The 18798-nt window shown below is 70.9% G+C and carries 18 protein-coding genes and 1 pseudogene; 8 read left to right on the forward strand and 11 right to left on the reverse strand.

Annotated features, from left to right (window positions below):
- A pseudogene (locus C2L58_RS06700) lies at positions 1 to 473 on the forward strand (DUF3027 domain-containing protein); the annotation flags it as partial.
- Positions 470 to 3277 carry a sacsin N-terminal ATP-binding-like domain-containing protein gene (locus tag C2L58_RS06705; RefSeq protein ID WP_103336668.1) on the forward strand — a complete coding sequence of 936 codons (2808 nt, stop codon included), beginning with the start codon at positions 470 to 472 and terminating at the stop codon, positions 3275 to 3277. The pseudogene C2L58_RS06700 and the gene C2L58_RS06705, both read left to right, overlap by 4 nt.
- Before the next feature lie 74 nt (positions 3278 to 3351).
- Here the strand turns inward: C2L58_RS06705 and C2L58_RS06710 are convergent, their stop codons facing one another.
- The gene (locus C2L58_RS06710; RefSeq protein WP_013230210.1) at positions 3352 to 3579 is read right to left on the reverse strand and encodes a DUF2530 domain-containing protein; all 228 of its coding nucleotides are present in this window, start codon (positions 3577 to 3579) and stop codon (positions 3352 to 3354) included.
- Positions 3580 to 3661: 82 nt separating this feature from the next.
- Between C2L58_RS06710 and C2L58_RS06715 the strand changes: the two genes are divergently transcribed.
- A complete protein-coding gene (locus C2L58_RS06715) occupies positions 3662 to 5131 on the forward strand; it encodes an NCS2 family permease (protein WP_103336669.1) in 1470 nt (489 codons plus the stop codon).
- On the opposite strand, the gene C2L58_RS06720 is transcribed toward C2L58_RS06715, so the two are convergent.
- Entirely contained in the window at positions 5132 to 5710 is a 579-nt protein-coding gene (locus tag C2L58_RS06720) for a hypothetical protein (protein WP_103336670.1), read from the reverse strand.
- Positions 5711 to 5817: 107 nt separating this feature from the next.
- Here C2L58_RS06720 and C2L58_RS06725 point away from each other — a divergent pair, with 107 nt between their 5' ends.
- Both C2L58_RS06725 and C2L58_RS06730 read left to right on the forward strand, forming a co-directional pair.
- The gene (locus tag C2L58_RS06725) at positions 5818 to 6249 is read left to right on the forward strand and encodes a MarR family winged helix-turn-helix transcriptional regulator (protein WP_103336671.1); all 432 of its coding nucleotides are present in this window, start codon (positions 5818 to 5820) and stop codon (positions 6247 to 6249) included.
- Between the two features lie 113 nt (positions 6250 to 6362).
- Positions 6363 to 7619, forward strand: coding sequence for an MFS transporter (locus C2L58_RS06730; protein ID WP_103337090.1), 1257 nt, complete (start codon positions 6363 to 6365; stop codon positions 7617 to 7619).
- A gap of 242 nt (positions 7620 to 7861) precedes the next feature.
- Here the strand turns inward: C2L58_RS06730 and C2L58_RS06735 are convergent, their stop codons facing one another.
- From C2L58_RS06735 to C2L58_RS06755, 5 genes are all read right to left on the reverse strand, one after another.
- Positions 7862 to 8665, reverse strand: coding sequence for an arylamine N-acetyltransferase family protein (locus C2L58_RS06735; RefSeq protein ID WP_199191133.1), 804 nt, complete (start codon positions 8663 to 8665; stop codon positions 7862 to 7864).
- A 103-nt stretch (positions 8666 to 8768) separates the two neighbouring features.
- Entirely contained in the window at positions 8769 to 9392 is a 624-nt protein-coding gene (locus C2L58_RS06740) for a superoxide dismutase (RefSeq protein ID WP_103336673.1), read from the reverse strand.
- Positions 9393 to 9589: 197 nt separating this feature from the next.
- Entirely contained in the window at positions 9590 to 10249 is a 660-nt protein-coding gene (locus C2L58_RS06745; RefSeq protein WP_103336674.1) for a biliverdin-producing heme oxygenase, read from the reverse strand.
- 73 nt (positions 10250 to 10322) lie between these two features.
- Positions 10323 to 10919 (reverse strand): TetR/AcrR family transcriptional regulator, encoded by a 597-nt coding sequence (locus C2L58_RS06750; protein ID WP_103336675.1) that lies wholly within the window; start codon positions 10917 to 10919, stop codon positions 10323 to 10325.
- Between the two features lie 15 nt (positions 10920 to 10934).
- Positions 10935 to 12434, reverse strand: a complete 1500-nt coding sequence (locus C2L58_RS06755; protein WP_199191134.1) for a glutamate-cysteine ligase family protein — start codon at positions 12432 to 12434, stop codon at positions 10935 to 10937.
- Positions 12435 to 12644: 210 nt separating this feature from the next.
- Here C2L58_RS06755 and C2L58_RS06760 point away from each other — a divergent pair, with 210 nt between their 5' ends.
- Both C2L58_RS06760 and C2L58_RS06765 read left to right on the forward strand, forming a co-directional pair.
- Positions 12645 to 13451 carry a TrmH family RNA methyltransferase gene (locus C2L58_RS06760; RefSeq protein WP_103336677.1) on the forward strand — a complete coding sequence of 269 codons (807 nt, stop codon included), beginning with the start codon at positions 12645 to 12647 and terminating at the stop codon, positions 13449 to 13451.
- Positions 13452 to 13482: 31 nt separating this feature from the next.
- A complete protein-coding gene (locus tag C2L58_RS06765) occupies positions 13483 to 14094 on the forward strand; it encodes a DUF2537 domain-containing protein (protein ID WP_103336678.1) in 612 nt (203 codons plus the stop codon).
- On the opposite strand, the gene C2L58_RS06770 is transcribed toward C2L58_RS06765, so the two are convergent.
- The gene (locus tag C2L58_RS06770) at positions 14091 to 15524 is read right to left on the reverse strand and encodes a hypothetical protein (RefSeq protein ID WP_103336679.1); all 1434 of its coding nucleotides are present in this window, start codon (positions 15522 to 15524) and stop codon (positions 14091 to 14093) included. The genes C2L58_RS06765 and C2L58_RS06770 overlap by 4 nt on opposite strands.
- 40 nt (positions 15525 to 15564) lie before the next feature.
- Between C2L58_RS06770 and C2L58_RS06775 the strand changes: the two genes are divergently transcribed.
- Entirely contained in the window at positions 15565 to 15912 is a 348-nt protein-coding gene (locus tag C2L58_RS06775; RefSeq protein WP_103336680.1) for an MmcQ/YjbR family DNA-binding protein, read from the forward strand.
- A 3-nt stretch (positions 15913 to 15915) separates the two neighbouring features.
- Here the strand turns inward: C2L58_RS06775 and sepH are convergent, their stop codons facing one another.
- From sepH to C2L58_RS06790, 3 genes are all read right to left on the reverse strand, one after another.
- Positions 15916 to 16761, reverse strand: a complete 846-nt coding sequence (gene sepH / locus C2L58_RS06780; RefSeq protein ID WP_103336681.1) for a septation protein SepH — start codon at positions 16759 to 16761, stop codon at positions 15916 to 15918.
- Positions 16762 to 16953: 192 nt separating this feature from the next.
- Positions 16954 to 18108 (reverse strand): ATP-binding protein, encoded by a 1155-nt coding sequence (locus C2L58_RS06785; RefSeq protein WP_103336682.1) that lies wholly within the window; start codon positions 18106 to 18108, stop codon positions 16954 to 16956.
- The gene (locus C2L58_RS06790; RefSeq protein WP_103336683.1) at positions 18105 to 18767 is read right to left on the reverse strand and encodes a response regulator transcription factor; all 663 of its coding nucleotides are present in this window, start codon (positions 18765 to 18767) and stop codon (positions 18105 to 18107) included. The genes C2L58_RS06785 and C2L58_RS06790 overlap by 4 nt, the downstream gene beginning before the upstream one ends.
- Positions 18768 to 18798 lie beyond the last annotated feature (31 nt).

The following is an 18798-nucleotide window of genomic DNA, read 5'->3' on the forward strand; positions in this document are numbered from 1 at the left end:
TGGCGGCGGAGGTTGCTGAGCCGACTGTTGCGGCGGTGGCCGAGCCGGTGGCGGCGGAGGTTGCTGAGCCGAGTGATGCAGGGGTGGCCGAGCCGGTGGTGGACGAGGTGCCCGAGCCCGCGGAAGCCGAGCCGACGCAAGCCGAGGTCACCGATGCTGCTGTGGTTCGGGCTGCTCCCGAGCCGCACGAACCCGCGATCGAGGCCGAGACCAGCGAGATTCCGGTGGCCGCCGAGTCCGATGCTGCGGAGGTGGATCCCGTTCCCGCCGAGACCGCCGTGGTGCCGGAACCCGCCGATGCGGAACCGGCCCAGGCCGAGGTGACCGATGCCGAGCCGGCTCAGGGCGATGTGCAGGGTGATGCGGGCGGTGAACCTCAGGACAGCGAAGTTCCCCCCGCCGTGCTCACCGACAATGTCGTGAGCGAGGCCGATGAAGCGCAAGCCCAGGTCGACAACGCTCCCGAACGGTGATCGGCGACACCCCTGAGCCGGGCGATCCGTTCGGGACCGCGCGGCTCCGCGAGGCCACCCTGCGCTCCTGGCGGGACTCGCCCACCCGGCTCACCGAAGACACCAACGTCGAACGGGACCTCCGCGTCGGCGCCTACCGGGATCGGCTCTTCGTCGAGCTCGCGCAGAACGCCGCCGATGCCGCCATGGCCGGGGGGATGCCCGGGCGGGTTCGGGTGTCCCTTGTGGACTCCGAACTGCGGTTCGCCAACACCGGCGCTCCGCTCGACGCCCGGGGCGTCGCCTCGCTCGCCTCGCTGCGGGCCTCCGGCAAGACCGGGGAGACCGTCGGGCGCTTCGGGGTCGGGTTCGCCGCCGTGCGGACCGTCTCCGATGAACCGCGCGTCGTCTCCACCAGCGGTGGGGTCGCCTTCTCCGCCGATCGCACCCGGCAAGCCGCCGGGATCGAGGGGGAAGTTCCCGTCCTGCGGCTTCCGTGGCCCGTTCCCGCCGACGTGCCGCCCGGCTTCGACACCGAAGCCCGGCTGCCGCTGCGGGACGGCGTCGACGGGCGGACCCTGCTCGACGACCTCGCCCGGGACGTCGCCGATCTGCTGCTGGCCCTGCCCTGGCTACGGGAATTCGACGTCGACGGTCGCGTTTGGACGCGCGAAGCCGATGGCGACCACGTCGAAATCCGGAGCCCCGAACGGGAAACGCGCTGGCTGGCTCATCGGGGCGATGTCGTGTGGGCCGTCCCGGTCGATGCCGTCGGGGCACCCCGGCCGCTCGACGAGGACGTCCTGCACGCCCCGACGCCCACCGACGACGGACTTTCGCTGCCCGCCCGGCTGCTCGCTTCCGTTCCGGTCGAACCGTCGCGACGCCGCGCGCTGCCCGGGCCCGAACTGGCGCAGGCGCTCGAGGCGGCGGCGAAGGAATACGTCGGGCTCGTCCGGCTGCTGCCGCCCGCGCAACGGTTCGCGCTCGTGCCGGTGCCCGGGTTTCCGAAGTCCACTGTGGACCACAAGCTGCGTGACGAGGTCTTGGCCGTTCTCGCGGTGGAACCGTGGCTGTCCACTCGGGACGGCAAGGAAGTTTCCGGCCGGCAGGCCCGGGTGCTCGACGTCGACGTGCCCGGCCTGCCCGCGCTGCTCGCCGAGCTCGTGCCCGGCCTGGTCGAGGGGCCCGCGAAAGTCCTCAAAGCCGTTTCGGGGCAAGTGATCGGCATCGAAGAGGTGCTGGACACGCTCACCGGCGTCACGCGCGATCCGAGCTGGTGGCGGGAACTCTACGCGGCGCTGGCGATCGCCGTCGAGTCGCACGCGCTCGCCGCCGAACGGCTGGACGGCCTGCCCGTTCCGCTGTCGGACGGCCGGACGCTGCCGGGCGCCCGCGGCTGCCTGCTCGTCGAAGGCTCGGCCGAACTGCTCGACCTGCTGTCCGATGTGGACATCCCGGGGCTGCGGCTGGTGCACCCGGCCGCCTCGCACCCGCTCCTGGAACGCTTGGGTGCCAAGCACGCTGACGCCCGCGAACTGCTCAACGCCGATCAGCTGCATGACGCCGTCGAGCGCAGCGTCGAGGACATCCGGTCCGGTTTGGACGGTACGACGCTCGCCGGTGCGGTGCTGCGGTTGATCGCCGACTGCGGGGACGACGCCCCGCGCTGGGTCGGTGCGCTCGCCCTGCCCGGCACCGATACCTGGCGCCGGGCCGACGAACTCGTCCTGCCGGCGTCGCCGCTGCTCGACATCTTCGACGAGGAAGTGTTCGAGGAAGACGGCGCGATGGACGTCCTCGACGAGGACTTCGCCGAGGACTGGCCCCAAAGCACCCTCGAAGCCGCCGGTGTGCTCGACTCCTTCGCGGTGGTCGTCGACGACGAGCCGCACGAGCCCGACCACGACCTGCCCGACGAGGAAGCCTGGTGGGACTCGCGGCCGGAGCCGCCGTCGACGCTCGTCGCGATCCGTGACCTGGACCTCGTCGCCGACGACGCCTGGCCCGCCGCCCTGCGCCTGCTCGCCGCGCGACCGGAAACCTGGCACGCCCTGCGCACGCCGCACGGGCACGCCGCCTGGTGGATCGCGCAGTACGCCGTGCTCGAAGGGGCCGCGCCGAACGAATGGCGGCTGCCGGACGCCGATCTGGCCGGGCTCCTCGACGAGGTGCCCGATGTCGGCCTGAGCGAAGAACTTCTCGGCATCGCCGGTGTTCGCGCGGACCTGACCTTGTCCAGTGTGGACGAAGCGAGAGACCTCCTCGACCGGCTCGCCGACCCGGAACGCGTGGTCTCGCCCGGGCTGACCACGCGCGCCTACGACGCCGTCATCGAGTCCGGACTGGAGCCGGGCGTGCCGCGGGCCGTCCGGGCCGCGGACGGGTCCGTTGTGGACGACGCGCTGGTCCTGGACGTGCCGTGGGTCGCCGGGGCGCTCGAGCCCGGCCAGTACCTGGTCGCCCCCGAGGACCCGGAGCGGCTCGCGGACCTGCTCGACCTGCCGCTCGCGAGCACGGAAGAAGCCCGGGTCGTCAGCGAGGGCGAGTACGCGCCCTGGGCCGAGCTCCCCGCGCTGAAGCTCGTCGCGGACCAGCTCGGCATCCGGCTCCCGGACGGCGGCGTCCTGGTGCACGACCCGCTCTCCGTGCGCATCCAGGGTGCCGAACACGACGTCCAGTGGTGGTCCGACGACCGGCTGCACGCGGCCGACACTTCGGAGGGCCTGGCTCGTGCGTTCGCGTGGGCGGCCGGGCGCTGGCCCGACCGGCACCTGATCACCGCGCTGCTCGACGACCCCTCGCCGCGGACGCTCCTGAACTAGGCAGGGGCGCGAAGCGCCTCCGCTGAGGGCGGTGGCGGGGGCATGGATGGAGTAAGCGCCAGGGCCTCGAGGCCTCAGAGCCGCTGGGCCGACTTCGACCCGCGGCGCGCGGCGGCGCGTTGCCAGGCGATGATCGCCAGGCCGACGAAGCCGAGCGCGAAACCGGACAGCGCCGTCTGCACCCACAGCCCCGAAGTCGTGAAGAAGAGCACCACCAGCGCGACAGCCCAGATCGAGGTGCCTACGATCACCACCGGTGTCAGGTCGGTGAGCCTCTTGGGCAGCTCCGGCGTGTGCCGCAACGAGCCCGTAACCTCCGGTGGATTGATCGGTTCACTCACGTGGTGAAGGGTACTCCGCAGCAGCGAGAGAATGGGCAGGCGAATGGCGGAGCAGGAGACGACCCGCACCGGGACGTCCACACTGGACCGGTTCTTCAAGATCACCGAGCGGGGGTCGACCGTGCCGCGCGAGTTGCGCGGCGGCCTGGTCACCTTCGTGACGATGGCCTACATCGTGGTGCTGAACCCGTTGATCATCGGCAGCTTCTCGGCCGGCGACGCGGGCGCGCACAAGGACGTCCTCGGCGGCATCCTCCCGGTGCCGCAGGTCGCCGCGGTGACCGCGCTGGTCGCCGGCGTGATGACCATCCTCATGGGCCTGGTCGCGAACTACCCGTTCGCCATCGCGACCGGACTGGGCATCAACAGCCTGGTCGCGGTCACCATCGCCCCGCAGATGACCTGGCCCGAGGCGATGGGCCTGGTCGTCATCGAGGGCGTGGTCATCGTCCTGCTGGTGCTCACCGGGTTCCGCACCGCGGTGTTCCGGGCGGTGCCGGCCGCGCTGAAGTCCGCGATCGCCGTCGGCATCGGCGTGTTCATCTGCCTGATCGGCCTGGTCGACGCCGGCTTCGTGCGCCGGCTGCCGGACGCCGCGCACACCACGGTCCCGGTCGGCCTGGGCATCAACGGTTCGATCGCGTCCTGGCCGACCGCGGTGTTCGTCGTCGGCCTGCTGGTCACCGGCGTCCTGGTCGTCCGGAAGGTCAAGGGCGCGATCCTGATCGGCGTGCTGACCTCGACCGTGCTGGCCATCGTCGTCGAGGCGATCGTCAAGGCCGGACCATCGCAGGGCACCAACCCGAAGGGCTGGAACCTCGGCTACCCGGCCCTGCCGGACCAGGTGCTCGGCCTGCCGAACCTCTCGCTCGTCGGCGACGTCTCGTTCGGCGCCTGGACGCGGCTGCCGATCATCACCGTCTGCCTGCTCGTGTTCACGCTGGTCCTGGCCGACTTCTTCGACGCCATGGGCACCATGACCGGCCTCGCGAAGGAGGCCGAGCTGCTCCCGCCGGACGGCCAGCTCCCCAACGTCGGCAAGGCGCTGTTCGTCGAGGGCCTCGCGGGCGCGGCCGGCGGGTTCGGCTCGGCCAGCTCGAACACCGTGTTCGTCGAGTCGGCGGCCGGCATCGCCGAAGGCGCGCGGACGGGACTGGCGAACATCGTCACCGGCGTGCTCTTCATCGCCGCGATGTTCCTGACCCCGCTCTACCAGGTGGTGCCGGTCGAGGCGGCCGCGCCGGCCCTGGTCGTGGTCGGCGCGATGCTGATGGCGCAGGTCCGCGACATCGACTTCACCGACTACTCGATCGCGCTGCCCGCGTTCCTGACCATCGTCGTGATGCCGTTCACCTACTCGATCGCGAACGGCATCGGCGCCGGGTTCGTCAGCTACGTCGTGATCCGCGCCGCCACCGGCAAGGCCCGCCAGGTGCACCCGCTGATGTGGGTGATCGCGCTGGCGTTCGTCGCGTACTTCGCGGTCGGCCCGCTGCAGGCGGCGTTCCGCTGATCAGCCCGGGGCACTGACCTTCATCGCGGCGTCCAGCACGCCGCGGTTGCGGTCGAATTCGGCGGGCGGCGCCTCGTAGCGGATCGTGACGAGGCTGTCGCCCGCGCCGAGCCCGATGACGGCGGCCCGTACGGGGTAGCCGTCGCGGAGGTAGGTGTAGTCCCATTCCGCCGCATCCGCGTCCCCGAAGTCACCGGCGGCCACGGGCTTGACGACCGAGTCGGCCTGGTGCGCCTTCGCGGCCACGGCTTTGAGCCCGCTCAGGGCGTCCTCCTGGGTGATCGGCACCTTGTCGGTCTCCAGGAGGATCGGACCGTTGCGGTAGCTCGCGCGGTCGTTCTCGTGCGTGACGATCCAGCCGGTCGGGACCGGGATCTGGATCGACCAGCCGCGCCCGCCGGCCACGTCGGGGAAGTTGTAGGCCTCCAGGGTTCCCTGGTACGGCAGCGTGGTAGTCGGCGGCATCGACGGCGGCGGTGGTGCGGCGGCGGGCGCTTCTTCGCCGCCCACGAACTGGACCACCACGATCACCAGGACCGCCGCGCCGATCACGGCCGAGCCCACCAGCTTCTTGTTCATCCGACTCCCCAGGTTCTGCTTCTGGGGAAGACGCACGGACCTGTTCCAGGTTGCGGTTAGACGGAGATCACCCCTGCGGCCGAAGTTTCGTAAGGTATGCTAACTATATGTCCGGCGACACGCACGAACGCTCTTTGGCGAGCCGTCTGCGTCTCGCGGTGGTCCGGCTCAACCGCCGGCTGCGGGCACAGCGCGTCGGGGACGACCTCACGCTGACGCAGGTCGCCGCGCTGTCCACCCTGCACAAGTGCGGTGCGCTGACCCCAGGCCAGCTCGCCGCGAAGGAAGGCGTCCAGCCACCTTCGATGACGAGGGTGATCGCCGCGCTCGAGGAACTGGGGTTCGTCGAGCGACGCCCCCACCCGACCGATGGCAGGCAAGCCATCGTCGAGCTGTCCGAGAGCGGGCTGGCCTACGTTCGGAAGGCCATTTCCGTGCGGGAGGCGTGGCTGGACCGGCAATTGGCGGAACTCGGCGACGAAGAGCTCGAAGTGCTCTCCAAGGCCGCCGAAATCATAGACAGGATGGCGGGGAACTAACCACGGTGACGGTCACGGGTAGCGAAACCAAGAGTTCGATCGAGACCACTGCTACCCGGGAATCGGCCGCACCGCCGTCCGCGTCACCACCGTCCGGCGCCAAGCGCGGCAGCATGTTCGCCTCCCTGCGCGTCCGCAACTACCGGCTGTTCTTCACCGGCCAGGTCATCTCGAACATCGGCACCTGGATGCAGCGCATCGCCCAGGACTGGCTGGTGTTCACCCTCAGCGGCAACAACCCGATCGCCCTCGGTGTCGCGGTCGCGCTGCAGTTCACGCCGACGCTGTTCCTCTCGCTGTGGGCCGGCGTCCTCGCCGACCGCGTCGACAAGCGGCGGCTGCTCACCTGGATCCAGGTCGCGGCGTGTTCGCAGGCCGTCATCCTCGGCGTGCTCGACCTGAGCGGGATCGCCGCGCTGTGGCACGTCTACGTCCTGTGCTTCACCCTCGGCGTGACGGCGGCGCTGGAAGTGCCGACGCGGCAGTCGTTCGTCGCCGAGATGGTGGGCCGCGACCAGGTCACGAACGCCGTCGCGCTGAACTCGTCGATCTTCAACATGGCGCGGATCGTCGGCCCGGCGATCGCCGGGTTCGGGATCACCTGGATCGGCACCGGCTGGCTGTTCATCGCGAACGCGCTCAGCACGGTCGCGGTGATCACCGGGCTGGTCCTGATGAACCCGGACAAGCTGTTCCGCGTCGCGGCCGTCCCGCGCGAGAAGGGCCAGCTGGCCGAGGGCCTGCGGTATGTCCGCCGCCGGTCGGACCTGATGACGGTGATGGTGCTGGTGCTGTTCGTCAGCACGTTCGGCATCACGTACTTCAGCTCGCTGCCGATCGTCGCGGCGAACGTCTTCCACACCGCGGCCGACGGCTACGGCCTCCTCTCGACGCTGGTCGCGGTCGGCACCTTCACCGGCGCGCTGATGTCCGCCCGCCGGGGCACCAAGGGGCGCCCGCGGGTGCGGCTGATGCTGGTGTCCGCGTTCTTCCTGGGCGTGTTCGAGCTGCTCACGGCGTTCATGCCGACGTACCTGACCTTCGGCCTCGGCCTGATCCCGCTCGGCTTCGCCACGATGACCTTCCTCAACACCGCGAACGCGCTGGTGCAGACGTCGGTCAGCCCGGAGATGCGGGGGCGCGTGATGGGCTTGTACGTGCTGGTGCTGATCGGCGGCAACCCGATCGGCGGCCCGATGGTCGGGTGGATGGCCCAGGAGTTCGGCGGGCGGTCTCCGTTCTACATCGGCGGCGCGGTTTCGGCCTTGGCCGCGGTGGTGTGCGCGGTGGTGCTGATCCGGCGGGGCGGGATTTCCTGGCCGGTGAAGCGCGGCCTGGGGCTGCGGGTGCTCAAGCGGGCGAAGGCCTGACGGTCGTATCGGTTCGAATTCACGGCGTGACCGTATCGGCGACCACCGACAAAAACCGGGGGCTGGCCGCCCCGATGTCACCCGGAAGAGTGAGATCGGAGTCTCTGCTGCCGCGCTCTTGCCCGCGGAGATGAGGTTAGGCTAACCTCATGCTTGTCCGCTTCGTGGTGGGAGCGGCAGTCAGTTCGGGAACGGACGGAGCCCCGGCCCTGGGAAAACCCCAGGCCGGGGCTTCGTTCACATCAGCGCAGTGTCGGCTGGCGCACGTCGTCGGTCAAGGGATTCCCGCCCGGCGGGACCGGCAGGTGCGTCAGAGTCATCCCGAAGTACACGCGGTACGCCGCGCGGATCGCCTTCGACGAAGGCAGGCGAAGCTCGTTCCGGACGCCGTCCACCGTCTCGATCAGCTTGTCGCCCGACAGGGTCACCCGGCCCTGCGACGTCGGGCGGGAGCAAGTCAGCGAGCGGGTGAAGTGGGACTCGGGCGACGTCGTCTGCCACCACGCCATCGGGATGAAGTCGGCCAGCGGGCGCGGGCGGCGCTCCAGGCGGTACTGCGGCTCGCCGTCCCGCAGGACGTCGAAGTCGCCGTGCGGCGCGTCCAGCACCAGGAACTCGCCCTCGGCGTCCGGTTGGCCGTCCACGGCGGACAGCCGCAGCGGGTGCCGGGCGAACCGGCCGAAACCGACGTCCACCAGCCAGTCCTCGGCCAGGGACACGACGATCGCCGCGTGGTCCAGGGGCGGGCCGAGCGTGCCGTCGGCGTGGAAGACCTGCGCCGCGTGCAGTGAAGCGTCGTACCCCAGCGCGCGCAGCAGTGCGACGAACAGGCCGTTCAGCTCGTAGCAGAACCCGCCTCGCCGCCGGTGCACGATCTTGGCGAAGAGGGCGTCCTCGTCCAGCTCGACGGGCTCCCCGAGGTGGCTGCTCAGGTTCTCGAACGGCACCGCGGACAGGTGGCGTTCCTGCAGGTGGCGCAGCGTCGCGAGGTCGGGCGCGGCCGGGCGGGCGACGCCGAGGCGGTCCAGGTACGCGTCGATGTCCATGCCGTCCACTGAAACACCTCGACCGCACTCGAGGTCAAGGGATTTTCACCCGGCGACGAAAACGGGGCCCTCCCCACAAGGAGGGCCCCGCCGACGAGAGAACTCAGCCGAGCAGCAGGCCGTTGCCGCCCGCGACGGCGTTGTCGAAGCGCTTGCTGATCTCGGCCCAGTTGAAGATGTTCCACAGGGCCTTGACGTAGTCCGGCTTCACGTTCTTGTAGTCCAGGTAGAACGCGTGCTCCCAGACGTCGACCAGCAGGATCGGCACGGTCGGCAGGATGAGGTTGTTGTGGTGGTCACGCAGCTGCTGGGTGATCAGCGTCTTGCCGATCGGGTCCCAGGAGAGCGCGCCCCAGCCGTTGCCCTGGATCGTGGTCGAGACGGCGGTGAACTGCGCCTTGAACTTGTCGAAGGAGCCGAACGCCTCGTCGATCGCCGCGGCCAGCTCGCCGGTCGGCTTGTCGCCACCTTCGGGCGACAGGATCTTCCACCACACGACGTGGTTGGCGTGGCCGGCCAGGTTGAAGGCCAGCGTCGTCTCGAGGCCGACGATGTTGCCGAAGTCCCCGGCGTCGCGGGCTTCCGCGATCTTGTCGAGCGTGTCGTTCGCGCCCTTGACGTAGGTCGCGTGGTGCTTGCTGTGGTGCAGCTCGTTGATCTCGCCGGAGATGTGGGGCGCCAGGGCGCTGTAGTCGTAGTCGAGATCGGGGAGCTCGTAGCGGGCCATTGGCCCTCCTTCTGTCTTCGACACAAGTTTCCGGTATCGAACCTAGTAGCACATGCCCCCTTGCGGCGAGCGGGGGCACATGGCCATCACTGCGTGGGACGGCGGCTCTTCAAGTGGCGTACCCGAGGGTCCGACACCCGAAACCGAGCCTGCTACCTGCACCTAAGTGGAGGTCAACGAGCTGTGAGATCGATCATTCAGGCGCGGAACTCGCCGAGCCGCAGCGCCAGTTCGTCGAACACGGCGACGTTGCACTCGAACGCCACCAGTGTCTCCTCGATCACGCGGGCGCGTTCGTCGTCGTCCCAAGGCGCGTTGTCCAGCTTCGCCCGGTACTGGTCGCGGAAGCGAGGGGCGCTGCCGATGCCGTCGAAGTGGTAGAACAGCGCACCCGCCTCGGCGACGTCGTAGTTCTTCTCGAGCGTCCGCCGGATGACCTGGCCGCCGGCGATGTCGCCGAGGTAGCGCGTGTAGTGGTGGGCCACGTACCCGCCGGCCCACGTCGAGGCCTCGCGGATCCGGGCGACGTACTCGCGAGTGGAGGCGAGCGGCGAGATCGTCGCGCGCCAGTCCGGGCCGGCGAGGTGGGCGAGGTCGCGCTCGAGGAGCGGGAGGCGCCGCAGCTCGTCGAAGACGAACTCGCCGCCGACGCCGTCGCCGGCCATCGCGTCGCTGGCCGCCTCGATCGCGCCGTAGATGAAGTAGTACTGGATCGCCAGCTGGGTGTAGCCGTCCCGAGTCAGCTCCCCGCCGAGCAGGGCACGCATGTAGGCCGAGTAGTTCGCCCGGTCGTGGACTTCGAGGGTCGACGCGCGCAAGGTCGCCGAGAAGGGGCGGGCGTCCGTGGTCACCGACATGGGCAGGCCTCCCGGCGATCGATCTGACACGCTGTCAGAAAGATCGTAGGGCAAGAATCGGACTTAGGCCACCCTAAACCGTCGCGCCGACCGCGCGCAGGACGAACCGCACCGCCGCCTCGACGACGTCCGCCAGCTGGTCGGCCGGCCCGTCGACCAGGGTGCGGTTGCCCAGCGCCGCGGTGATCATCGGGATCAGGACGTCCGGGTCCTCGGCCGGCCAGCGGCCCAGGTCGACGCCGCCGGCGAGGATTGCGCGCAGGCGGTCGGTGATCGGGTCGGCGTGGGCGCTGATGCGGCGGTACGCCGCCGGGGCCAGTGCCGATGCCAGCGCCGTGCCTGGGGGCATGTGGTACTCGGCCAGCACGCGCAGCTGCAGCCGGACGAACGTGGCCAGCTGGTCCACCGGATCCGCCTGGGCCTCGACGGCTTCGGTCAGCCGCGTGACGTACTGGGCCGCTTCGTCCTCGACGAACGCGACGAGCAGGCTCTCCTTGTCGGGGAAGTGGTTGTACAGCGCTGTCCGGCCCACCCCGGCTGCCGACGCGACGCCGGCGAGGGTGATCGCGTCGAAGCCGCGCTCGTAGAGCTGCGCGCGCAGGACGTCGAAGACCCGGGACCGCACCTCGCGCCGGTGCGCCTCCAGCGACTCACCGAGAATCTTCGGCATCCGCTCAGGCTAGCGTCAATCGGCCACCGGCCACGTGTGCACCGGTTCGCCCGCCTCGGACAGTTCCAGGTAGCGCCCCAGCATCAGACTGAGCGCCGCCTCGCGGTCCAGGCCGCGTTCCTGGGCGCGCAGGACGTAGTCACGCTGCCAGGTCGCGCCGGTCCGCCGCGCCAGGCACCGGCGCTCGATGATCCCGAGGTAGCGCTCGCGGGCCTCGTCGGAGACGTCGGAGCGGCGCAGGCCCTCGTGGGCCAGCGGCAGCAGCACGCGCAGCGCCAGCTCGTCCGGCGGGATCCAGCCGATGCCCGGCCAGTACAGCTGCCCGTCAAAGCCGCGCCGCGCGCCCGCGTAGAAGTTTTCCTCGGCGGCCTGGAACGACATCTGGCTCCACACCGGGCGTTCCGCCTCGGCCAGCGCGCGCTGGGCGCCGTAGAAGAAGGCCGCGTTCGCCACCGTGTCGACCACCGTCGGGCCGGCCGGCAGCACCCGGTTCTCCACGCGCAGGTGCGGCAGGCCGTCGACGACGTCGTACACCGGGCGGTTCCAGCGCCAGATGGTGCCGTTGTGCATGCGCAGCTCGGTGAGCTTCGGCGCCTGGCCCGCGTCGAGCGCCTCGATCGGGTCTTCGGCGTCGGTTTCCGGGAGCAGGCCGGGGAAGTAGCGGACGTTCTCCTCGAACAGGTCGAAGATGGACGTGATCCAGCGCTCGCCGAACCACACCCGCGGCCGCACGCCCTGGTTCTTCAGCTCCTCCGGCCGGGTGTCGGTCGCCTGCAGGAACAGCGGGATCCGCGTCTCGTGCCACAACGCCTTGCCGAGCAGGAACGGCGAATTCGACGCGAGCGCGATCTGCAGCCCGGCCAGGCACTGCGCCGCGTTCCAGTGCGCGGCGAACTCCTCGGGCGCGACCTGCAGGTGCAGCTGGACGCTGGTGCACGCGGCCTCCGGCAGGATCGACTCCGCGTAGCTGCGCAGCCGTTCGGGCTGCTGGCCCGGCAGCGGCACGCCTTCCATGGCGAGCACCGTGCGTTCGCCGCGGGCGGCGAAGATCTGGTCGTTCAGCGAGGAGTACCGGGTCTTGTTGGTGAGCCACTTCTGGTCGAAGTGCTCGTGCTTCAACGTCGGCAGGATGCCGATCATCGCCAGCGCCGAGCCGGTGTCCCGCGCCTTCGTCGCCGCGGTGTCGAGGTACGCGCGGAGGTCGTCTTCGAGCTGGAGCGCGGAATCGCCGGCCAGCGGCCGCGGCGGGACGTTCAGCTCGATGTTGTGCTGCCCCAGCTCGGTGGTGAACGACGGGTCGTCGAGCGCCTCCAGCACCGCGGTGTTCGTCATCGACGGGCGCAGCTCGCGATCGACGAGGTTCAGCTCGACTTCGAGGCCGATGTTCTTGCGGGGGAACGAAAAACTGCCGTCGGTAAGCATGCGGGCCAGCGTGTCCAGGCAACGCTGAACCTTGCGGCGGTACCGTCCTCGGTCCAGCGTGTTGAACGGCTGAGCCTCGAGGTCCATCCCCATGACCATCCCTGCTTCGTGTCGGCGTGGACTAGGACGTGTTTCAGGCCCCGGCGGACAACCGTTACACAGCCGATGCACCCGGGCTAGCGGCCAAACTGGTGCTCTCCGTCACTGACGGTTAACCGACAGCAAAATGGCCCCGTTCGTACCACATCACGGCGGACGTTCGGACCAGTGAACCCCCCGGCAAGCGGGTGACAGACTGGGCGGATGGGCGTGATCCACATCGACCACTCCGGCGATCCCCGCGTCGACGATTTCCGCGACCTGTCCACTGCGGACCGTCGGCCCGACCGGCCCGGCGGGCGGGGGCTCGTCATCGCCGAAGGCGCCGTCGTGGTGTCCCGGCTGCTGGCGTCCCGCTACCCGGTCCGGGCGCTGCTGGGCGTGCAGCGGCGGTTCGCCGAACTGGCCGGGGACCTGGCCGGGCGCAACGTGCCCCAGTACGTCGCCTCCGCGGAAACCATGGCCGAGGTGGTCGGTTTCCACCTCAACCGCGGGATCCTCGCCGTCGCCGACCGGCCCGCGCCGCTGACGGTGCCCGAAGTCACCGGCGGCACCGGCCCGGTCGCCGTGCTGGAAGGCGTGGGGGACCACGAAAACCTCGGCGCGCTCTTCCGCAACGCGGCCGCGCTCGGCGTCGGCGGCGTCCTGCTCGGCCCCGGCTGTTCCGACCCGCTGTACCGGCGCAGCGTGCGCGTGTCGATGGGACACGTCCTGCGTGTGCCGTTCGGGCACCTGACGGACTGGCCGGGCGGGCTCGACGACCTCCGGGCGCGCGGGTTCGCCGTCGCGGCGTTCACTCCGCGGCCGGGTTCGATCCCGCTGCGCGAACTGCGTGAGCACGCGCCCGGGCGAGTGGCGTTGCTCTTCGGCGCCGAAGGTCCCGGGCTGACCGAGACGGCGCTCGCGGCGGCTGATCATGCCGTCCGGATACCCATGCCGGCGGGAGTCGATTCACTGAACATCGCCACAGCCGCCGCCATTGCCTTCTACGAACTGGCCCGGGACGGCTAGAGTTTTGGTCTCCGAGGCGGAAAGGGGCACCATGGAGCTGCGGATCCGCGGCGAGCGCGCCGTGCTGGCCGGCCCGGGCGGGGAGCACGCGCGCGAGGTGGACCCGCACAAGCTCGCGATCGGTGCCGAACTGGCGCAGGCGCTGCACGAGTGGGCGCGCGTGGCGTCCGCGGTCACCGCCGACCCGGGGGCGGAGGCGGGCGCGGTGGTTTCGCAGCGCGGCCGCCAGCTGGCCGGCCGGCTGGCCTCGGTGATGGGCACGGCCGTGCGGTTCGTGGATCCGGTGACCGGCGTCGACACCGTCGTCGAGCCGCCCCCGCCGTCCACCGAACCCGGCCACCGGTTCGTCCGGGCGGTGCTCGGGCCGCCCGGCCCCCCCGGTGAGCCGACGCCGTGGCTGACCGGGCTGACCGTGTCGGCGTTCATCGCGGCCGTGGTCGTCGTCGCCATGCTGGCGCTGGCCTCGACGCTGGCCCGCGAAACCAGCGGCTGGCTCGCCTTGGCGGCGTCGGTGATCGTGACGGCCGGGATCACCCCGTCGCTGTGGCTGATCCGGCGCACCCCGATCCTGCGCTGGGCCGCCTACGGTGCGGCGGGCGGTGTCGTGATCGCGTGGATCGGCGTGCTGGTGATCGCCTTCTAGCGCAGCCTGGCGTAGGTCACGAGCGTGCCCTGGGCGCTGGTCGCCGTCTGGCTGCGGAAGAAGTAGCCGTGGAACGCGGCGATCTGGCGGATCAGTTCGGGGGAGACGCCGAACTGGCCGGAGAAGAACGTCACGCTGGTGCTGCCGTCGAACTCACCCGCCAGCCAGCCGACGCGCACGGAGCGGGGGAACGCCCGGAGCACCCACAGCAGTGGTGGTACCCCCAGCACGGCGAGGGCGAAGCCGATCACGGCGATGCGGTCATCGCCGGTCAGCGCCGCCGTCGAGAGGCCGCCGACGAAGCACAGCGCGGCCCACCCCGCGGGGGCGAGGAAGCCGGTGAACGACATCCGGAATTTCGGCCTGGGGACCGGCGATCCGCGCCGCAGCAACACGATCCGATCGGTGCTGTCGGCGAATTCCGCGGCGGGGAGCAGCCCCTCGGCACCGGCGATTTCGGCGATCCGGGCCGGGGTCAGCTGCGCGTGCCGGACGCTCACCCACAGCTCGTCGCGGCCGTCGAGGTGGTTGCGCAGCCACTGTTCCCGGTCCGGCGAGCCGGCCGGGACTTCGTAGGACGGCGTGACCCGCGGGGCCGGGGTGCCGAAAACCAGGCCGGGGCGGGTCTTCCGGAACAACAGGTCGAGGGTGTTGCGGGTCGACTCGCACGGGCCGGCGGAGAAGTAGCCGTAGAGCGAAGCGACTTCGCCGAGCAATTCGGCGGACACCGACGGCGGCGGCAGCACGATCACCTGGGCACTGCCGTCGAACGGCTCGTCCAGCCACGGCATACGTGGTGACCGGCCGGCGATCGCCCGGATCAGGAACTGCGCCGCCACCGCGGCGACCAGATAGACGGGGATCAGCACGAGCGGCCACTTCTGCTCGGACGTGGCCGCGACCCAGGTGCCCGCCGTCACCACGGCGATGCCGAGGAGCCCGGCCAGGGTTTGGGCCGTGGTCAGGTCGAGCCGGCGTCCGGCTGTGCGGGGGCGCAGTTCTTCGTCGGGGAGGCCGGTTCGCCGCAGCAGCAGGAGCCGGTCAGTCGCGTCGGCGGCTTCGGCGACCACGGTCATCCCGGCCGCCGCCGCGGCCTTGCCGATTTCGTCGCGGCCGAGCCGCAGTTTTCGCGAACTCGCCCAGAACTGCTCCTGTCCGTGGAGCAGCTTCGCGAGCCGACGGCGGTCTGCCTCCGTGCCCGGCCCGCGGTCGAACGGCGGCGGGAAGAACCCGGGCGCGAACTCGAACCGCAGGGCCTCGGCGTGGCCGGGGGCGGTTTCGCGGTAGCGGCGCGAGTGCGCCGCCTGCCGGATGGTCGTCGGATCGAGGCCCCACTGCGCGGGTGCCACTTCGACCACCGGGGTGCCGCTGAACGCGCGGTACCGCAGCTCGCCGAAGCGGACGAGCCAGGCCTGCTGGTCACGCTGCATGATCGTCCCCTCCCTCAGCGTGACATCGTAGCCTGACGGGATGGAGCAGCTGGACGCTTTGCGGAAGTTGTGCCTCGCCCTGCCGGAGACGACCGAGCGGCTCAGCCACGGCGAGCCGACGTGGTTCGTGCGCGGCAAGAAAACTTTCGTGATGTTCGCCGACCACCACCACGACGACCTGCTCGCCTTCTGGTGCCCGGCGCCCCCGGGGGTGCAGGAGGAATTGGTGCGTACGGAGCCGGAAAGGTTCTTCCGGCCGCCGTACGTCGGGCACCGCGGGTGGCTGGGGGTCCGGCTGGACGTCGACGTCGACTGGCCGGAGATCGACCGGATCGTGCGCGAGGCCTACCGGCTCGTGGCGCCGAAGACGCTCGCCGCGCGGGTTTGAGGCTCAGCCGCGCTGCGAGCGGACCCCGAGCAGCACGTCCTCCCAGGACGGCACGATCGGGTGGTTCTTCTTCGCCTTGGGCCGCGGTTCCGGGACCGCCGCGTCCTCGTCCGGGTCCGCCGGGACACGCGGGATTTCGCGGGTGTCGTCGTCCGGGTCCGGCTCGGCCGACGGCAGCTCGGCGCGCTCCGGCGCCACCGAATCCAGTGTCGGCTGGAACTCCGTCTCGCGGGCCGGCGCCAAGGCGCGGACCGTGCGGGGGGCGCGGTAGGCGTTCGGGTCCAGGAGGACCTCGGCGTTCTCGTCCAGCGCCGTCACCGTGCCGCCGTGCGCGCCCGGCGAGAACGCCCAGTGCGCCCGGTTGTCCGACCGCCCGGCCTTCCAGCGGAGCACCACGACCCAACGGCCGTCGTCGCCCTTCCAGGAGTCCCAGGTGGCCTGCGAGTAGTCGTGGCCACGGACGCCGAAGCTGTGCGCGACGACCTCGCCGAGCGTCTGCACGTCGGGGCCGTCCTCGCGGACGGGGTGGGCGCTCTGCGCCAGCTCGGCGGTCCGGGACCGCTCGAGCAGGACCGGGTAGGCGTAGCGCTCGACGCGCTGCGCCGAGACACCGGCGCCCGCGGCGACCTGCTCGACGGACTCGCCGGCCCGGATGCGCTGCTGGATCTCGCGTGGCCGCATCTGGCTCTCCAACTCGATTTCGATCTGGCCGAGGCGGGTGATGTCACCCCGCGCCGCCGCGCGCAGTCGCTCATCAGCCGGGAGCAGGAAACGAGTACGGCTCGCCGGGTCTTCGAGCACGATGGACTTCCCGTCCTCGTGCAGTCCGACCACTCGCAGCGCCCGCATTGTTCTCGCCTCCCCGATCTTCTTCACCGTTGTGGGTGCCCACGTTAGAACGGCGCGTCGGCTTGACGTGCGAGGCGCGCCGAGTCCGCACCGAACTGCCCACTGTTCATTTTGCGTCTTCTGCATCCTTACTCAGGCTGGTTAGGGGCAAAGGGGTGACACGCCGGGCACGCAAAGTCACGATCGAGTGGATCAAGCAGGCGGCAGCCGGACCGTCACGGTGAGGCCGCCGCGCCGGCCGGGCTGGGCCTCTGCGTAGCCGCCGTGGGCCTGGGCCACCGAACGGACTATCGACAACCCCAGCCCCGCGTTGCGCGTGTCCCCCGTCCGCTCCGCGCCGGCCAAGCGCCGGAACGGCTCGAACAGCGTCGGCACCGCCTCGGGGGGCACCGACGATCCCGAGTTCCGGACCTCCAGGGCCGGGTCGCCGCGGACCTCGACGTACGCCCAGCCGCCCGAAGCGTTGTACGTGATTGCGTTGACCAGCAGGTTCGTCAGGAGCCGCTCGAGGAGCACCGGGTCTCCCGCCACCGTCCGGGGCCGCAGCCGGGTCTCGACCGTCACCCCCGCCGCCGAAGCCTGGGCCGCCGTGGCGCGGACGACCGATGCCGCGATCTCGTCGAGGCGCACCGGTGTCCGCGCGTGCAGCCCGCGGTCGCTGCGGGCCAGGACCAGCAGGCCCTCGATCATCCGCTCGCTGCGCTCGTTGGTGTGCAGCAGGTGCGTCCCGAGCTTGCGCAGCTCCGGCGTCACCTCCGGGTCGGCCATCGCCACCTCGATCAGCGTCCGCTGCACCGCCAGCGGCGTCCGGAGCTCGTGGGACGCGTTCGCGACGAACCGCTTCTGGCTGTCGAACGACTCCGCGAGCCGGTCGAGCATGCCGTCGAACGTGTCCGCCAGCTCCTTCAGCTCGTCCGGTGGTCCTTCGAGGTTGATCCGGCGGTCGAGCTTGCCCGCCTCCAACCTCCGCGCGGCCGAGGTGATGTCGTGCAGCGGCCGCAGCGCGCGGCCCGCCATCAGCCAGCCGAACAACACCGCCAGTGCCGCCGTCGCCACCAGCGCGATCGCCGAGCCGACGAGCAACGTCGACAGCGTCGAGGAGCGGTACTCGTCGAGCGAGCCGCGGATCAGCTGCACCGCGACCCCCGGAGAGCCTCCGATGGCCGTGCCGGCCTGGACGCCGTAGATCGCGTCGGCCGTCCCGATCGTCGTCAGCGCGGCGCGGGTGGGGTCCGGCAGCGTGCTCTGCACCAGCAGGTAGTTGATCACCACGAGCACCAGCCCGGCGAGCAGGAACAGCCCGCCGTACCAGGCGGTGAGCTTCGTCCGGACGGAAAGGCCGTTCACGGCGTGCCGAACCGGTAGCCGGCGCCCGGCACGGTCTCGATCACCGGCGGGTCGCCCAGCTTGCGCCGCAACGTCATCACCGCGACGCGCACCGCGTTGGTGAACGGGTCCGCGTGCTCGTCCCACGCCTTTTCCAGCAGGTCCTCGGCGCTGACCACGGCACCCTCCGCTCGCATGAGCACCTCCAGCACGGCGAACTCCTTCGGCGAGAGCAGCAGGAACCGCCCGTCGCGGGCGGCCTGGTGCCGCGGCAGGTCGAGCACGACGCCGTCGCGTTCCAGCACCGGCGGCAACGCCGGCCGCGCGCGCCGCGACAGGGCTTGGACGCGGGCGACCAGCTCGGCGAACGCGAACGGCTTCGTCAGGTAGTCGTCGGCGCCGAGGCCCAGGCCGGCGACCCGGTCGGTGACGTCGGCGGACGCGGTCAGCATCAGCACCCGCGCCTCGCCGCCCGCCCGGACCACGGCGGCGCAGACGTCGTCGCCGTGCACCTTCGGCAGGTCGCGGTCGAGCACCACGACGTCGTAGCCGTGCACGCCGACGCGTTCCATGGCCTGCTCGCCGTCGTAACAGACGTCGACGGCCATCGAAAAGCGCCGCAGCCCCTCCGCGACCGAGTCGGCCAGCAACCGCTCGTCCTCCACCACCAGCACCCGCACCCGCCCAGTCTGCGCAGGCGGGCCATAAGGA

The sequence above is a fragment of the Amycolatopsis sp. CA-126428 genome, assembly GCF_002904335.1.
Lineage (GTDB): Bacteria > Actinomycetota > Actinomycetes > Mycobacteriales > Pseudonocardiaceae > Amycolatopsis.

What these genes read in the sequence shown, in the direction of transcription:
- C2L58_RS06715 (WP_103336669.1), top strand. Translation starts at nt 3,662, where the DNA reads ATGGCGGAGCAGGAGACGACCCGCACCGGGACGTCCACACTGGACCGG.
- C2L58_RS06720 (WP_103336670.1), bottom strand. Translation starts at nt 5,710, where the DNA reads ATGAACAAGAAGCTGGTGGGCTCGGCCGTGATCGGCGCGGCGGTCCTG.
- C2L58_RS06725 (WP_103336671.1), top strand. Translation starts at nt 5,818, where the DNA reads ATGTCCGGCGACACGCACGAACGCTCTTTGGCGAGCCGTCTGCGTCTC.
- C2L58_RS06730 (WP_103337090.1), top strand. Translation starts at nt 6,363, where the DNA reads ATGTTCGCCTCCCTGCGCGTCCGCAACTACCGGCTGTTCTTCACCGGC.
- C2L58_RS06735 (WP_199191133.1), bottom strand. Translation starts at nt 8,665, where the DNA reads ATGGACATCGACGCGTACCTGGACCGCCTCGGCGTCGCCCGCCCGGCC.
- C2L58_RS06740 (WP_103336673.1), bottom strand. Translation starts at nt 9,392, where the DNA reads ATGGCCCGCTACGAGCTCCCCGATCTCGACTACGACTACAGCGCCCTG.
- C2L58_RS06745 (WP_103336674.1), bottom strand. Translation starts at nt 10,249, where the DNA reads ATGTCGGTGACCACGGACGCCCGCCCCTTCTCGGCGACCTTGCGCGCG.
- C2L58_RS06750 (WP_103336675.1), bottom strand. Translation starts at nt 10,919, where the DNA reads ATGCCGAAGATTCTCGGTGAGTCGCTGGAGGCGCACCGGCGCGAGGTG.
- C2L58_RS06755 (WP_199191134.1), bottom strand. Translation starts at nt 12,434, where the DNA reads ATGGGGATGGACCTCGAGGCTCAGCCGTTCAACACGCTGGACCGAGGA.
- C2L58_RS06760 (WP_103336677.1), top strand. Translation starts at nt 12,645, where the DNA reads ATGGGCGTGATCCACATCGACCACTCCGGCGATCCCCGCGTCGACGAT.
- C2L58_RS06765 (WP_103336678.1), top strand. Translation starts at nt 13,483, where the DNA reads ATGGAGCTGCGGATCCGCGGCGAGCGCGCCGTGCTGGCCGGCCCGGGC.
- C2L58_RS06770 (WP_103336679.1), bottom strand. Translation starts at nt 15,524, where the DNA reads ATGCAGCGTGACCAGCAGGCCTGGCTCGTCCGCTTCGGCGAGCTGCGG.
- C2L58_RS06775 (WP_103336680.1), top strand. Translation starts at nt 15,565, where the DNA reads ATGGAGCAGCTGGACGCTTTGCGGAAGTTGTGCCTCGCCCTGCCGGAG.
- sepH (WP_103336681.1), bottom strand. Translation starts at nt 16,761, where the DNA reads ATGCGGGCGCTGCGAGTGGTCGGACTGCACGAGGACGGGAAGTCCATC.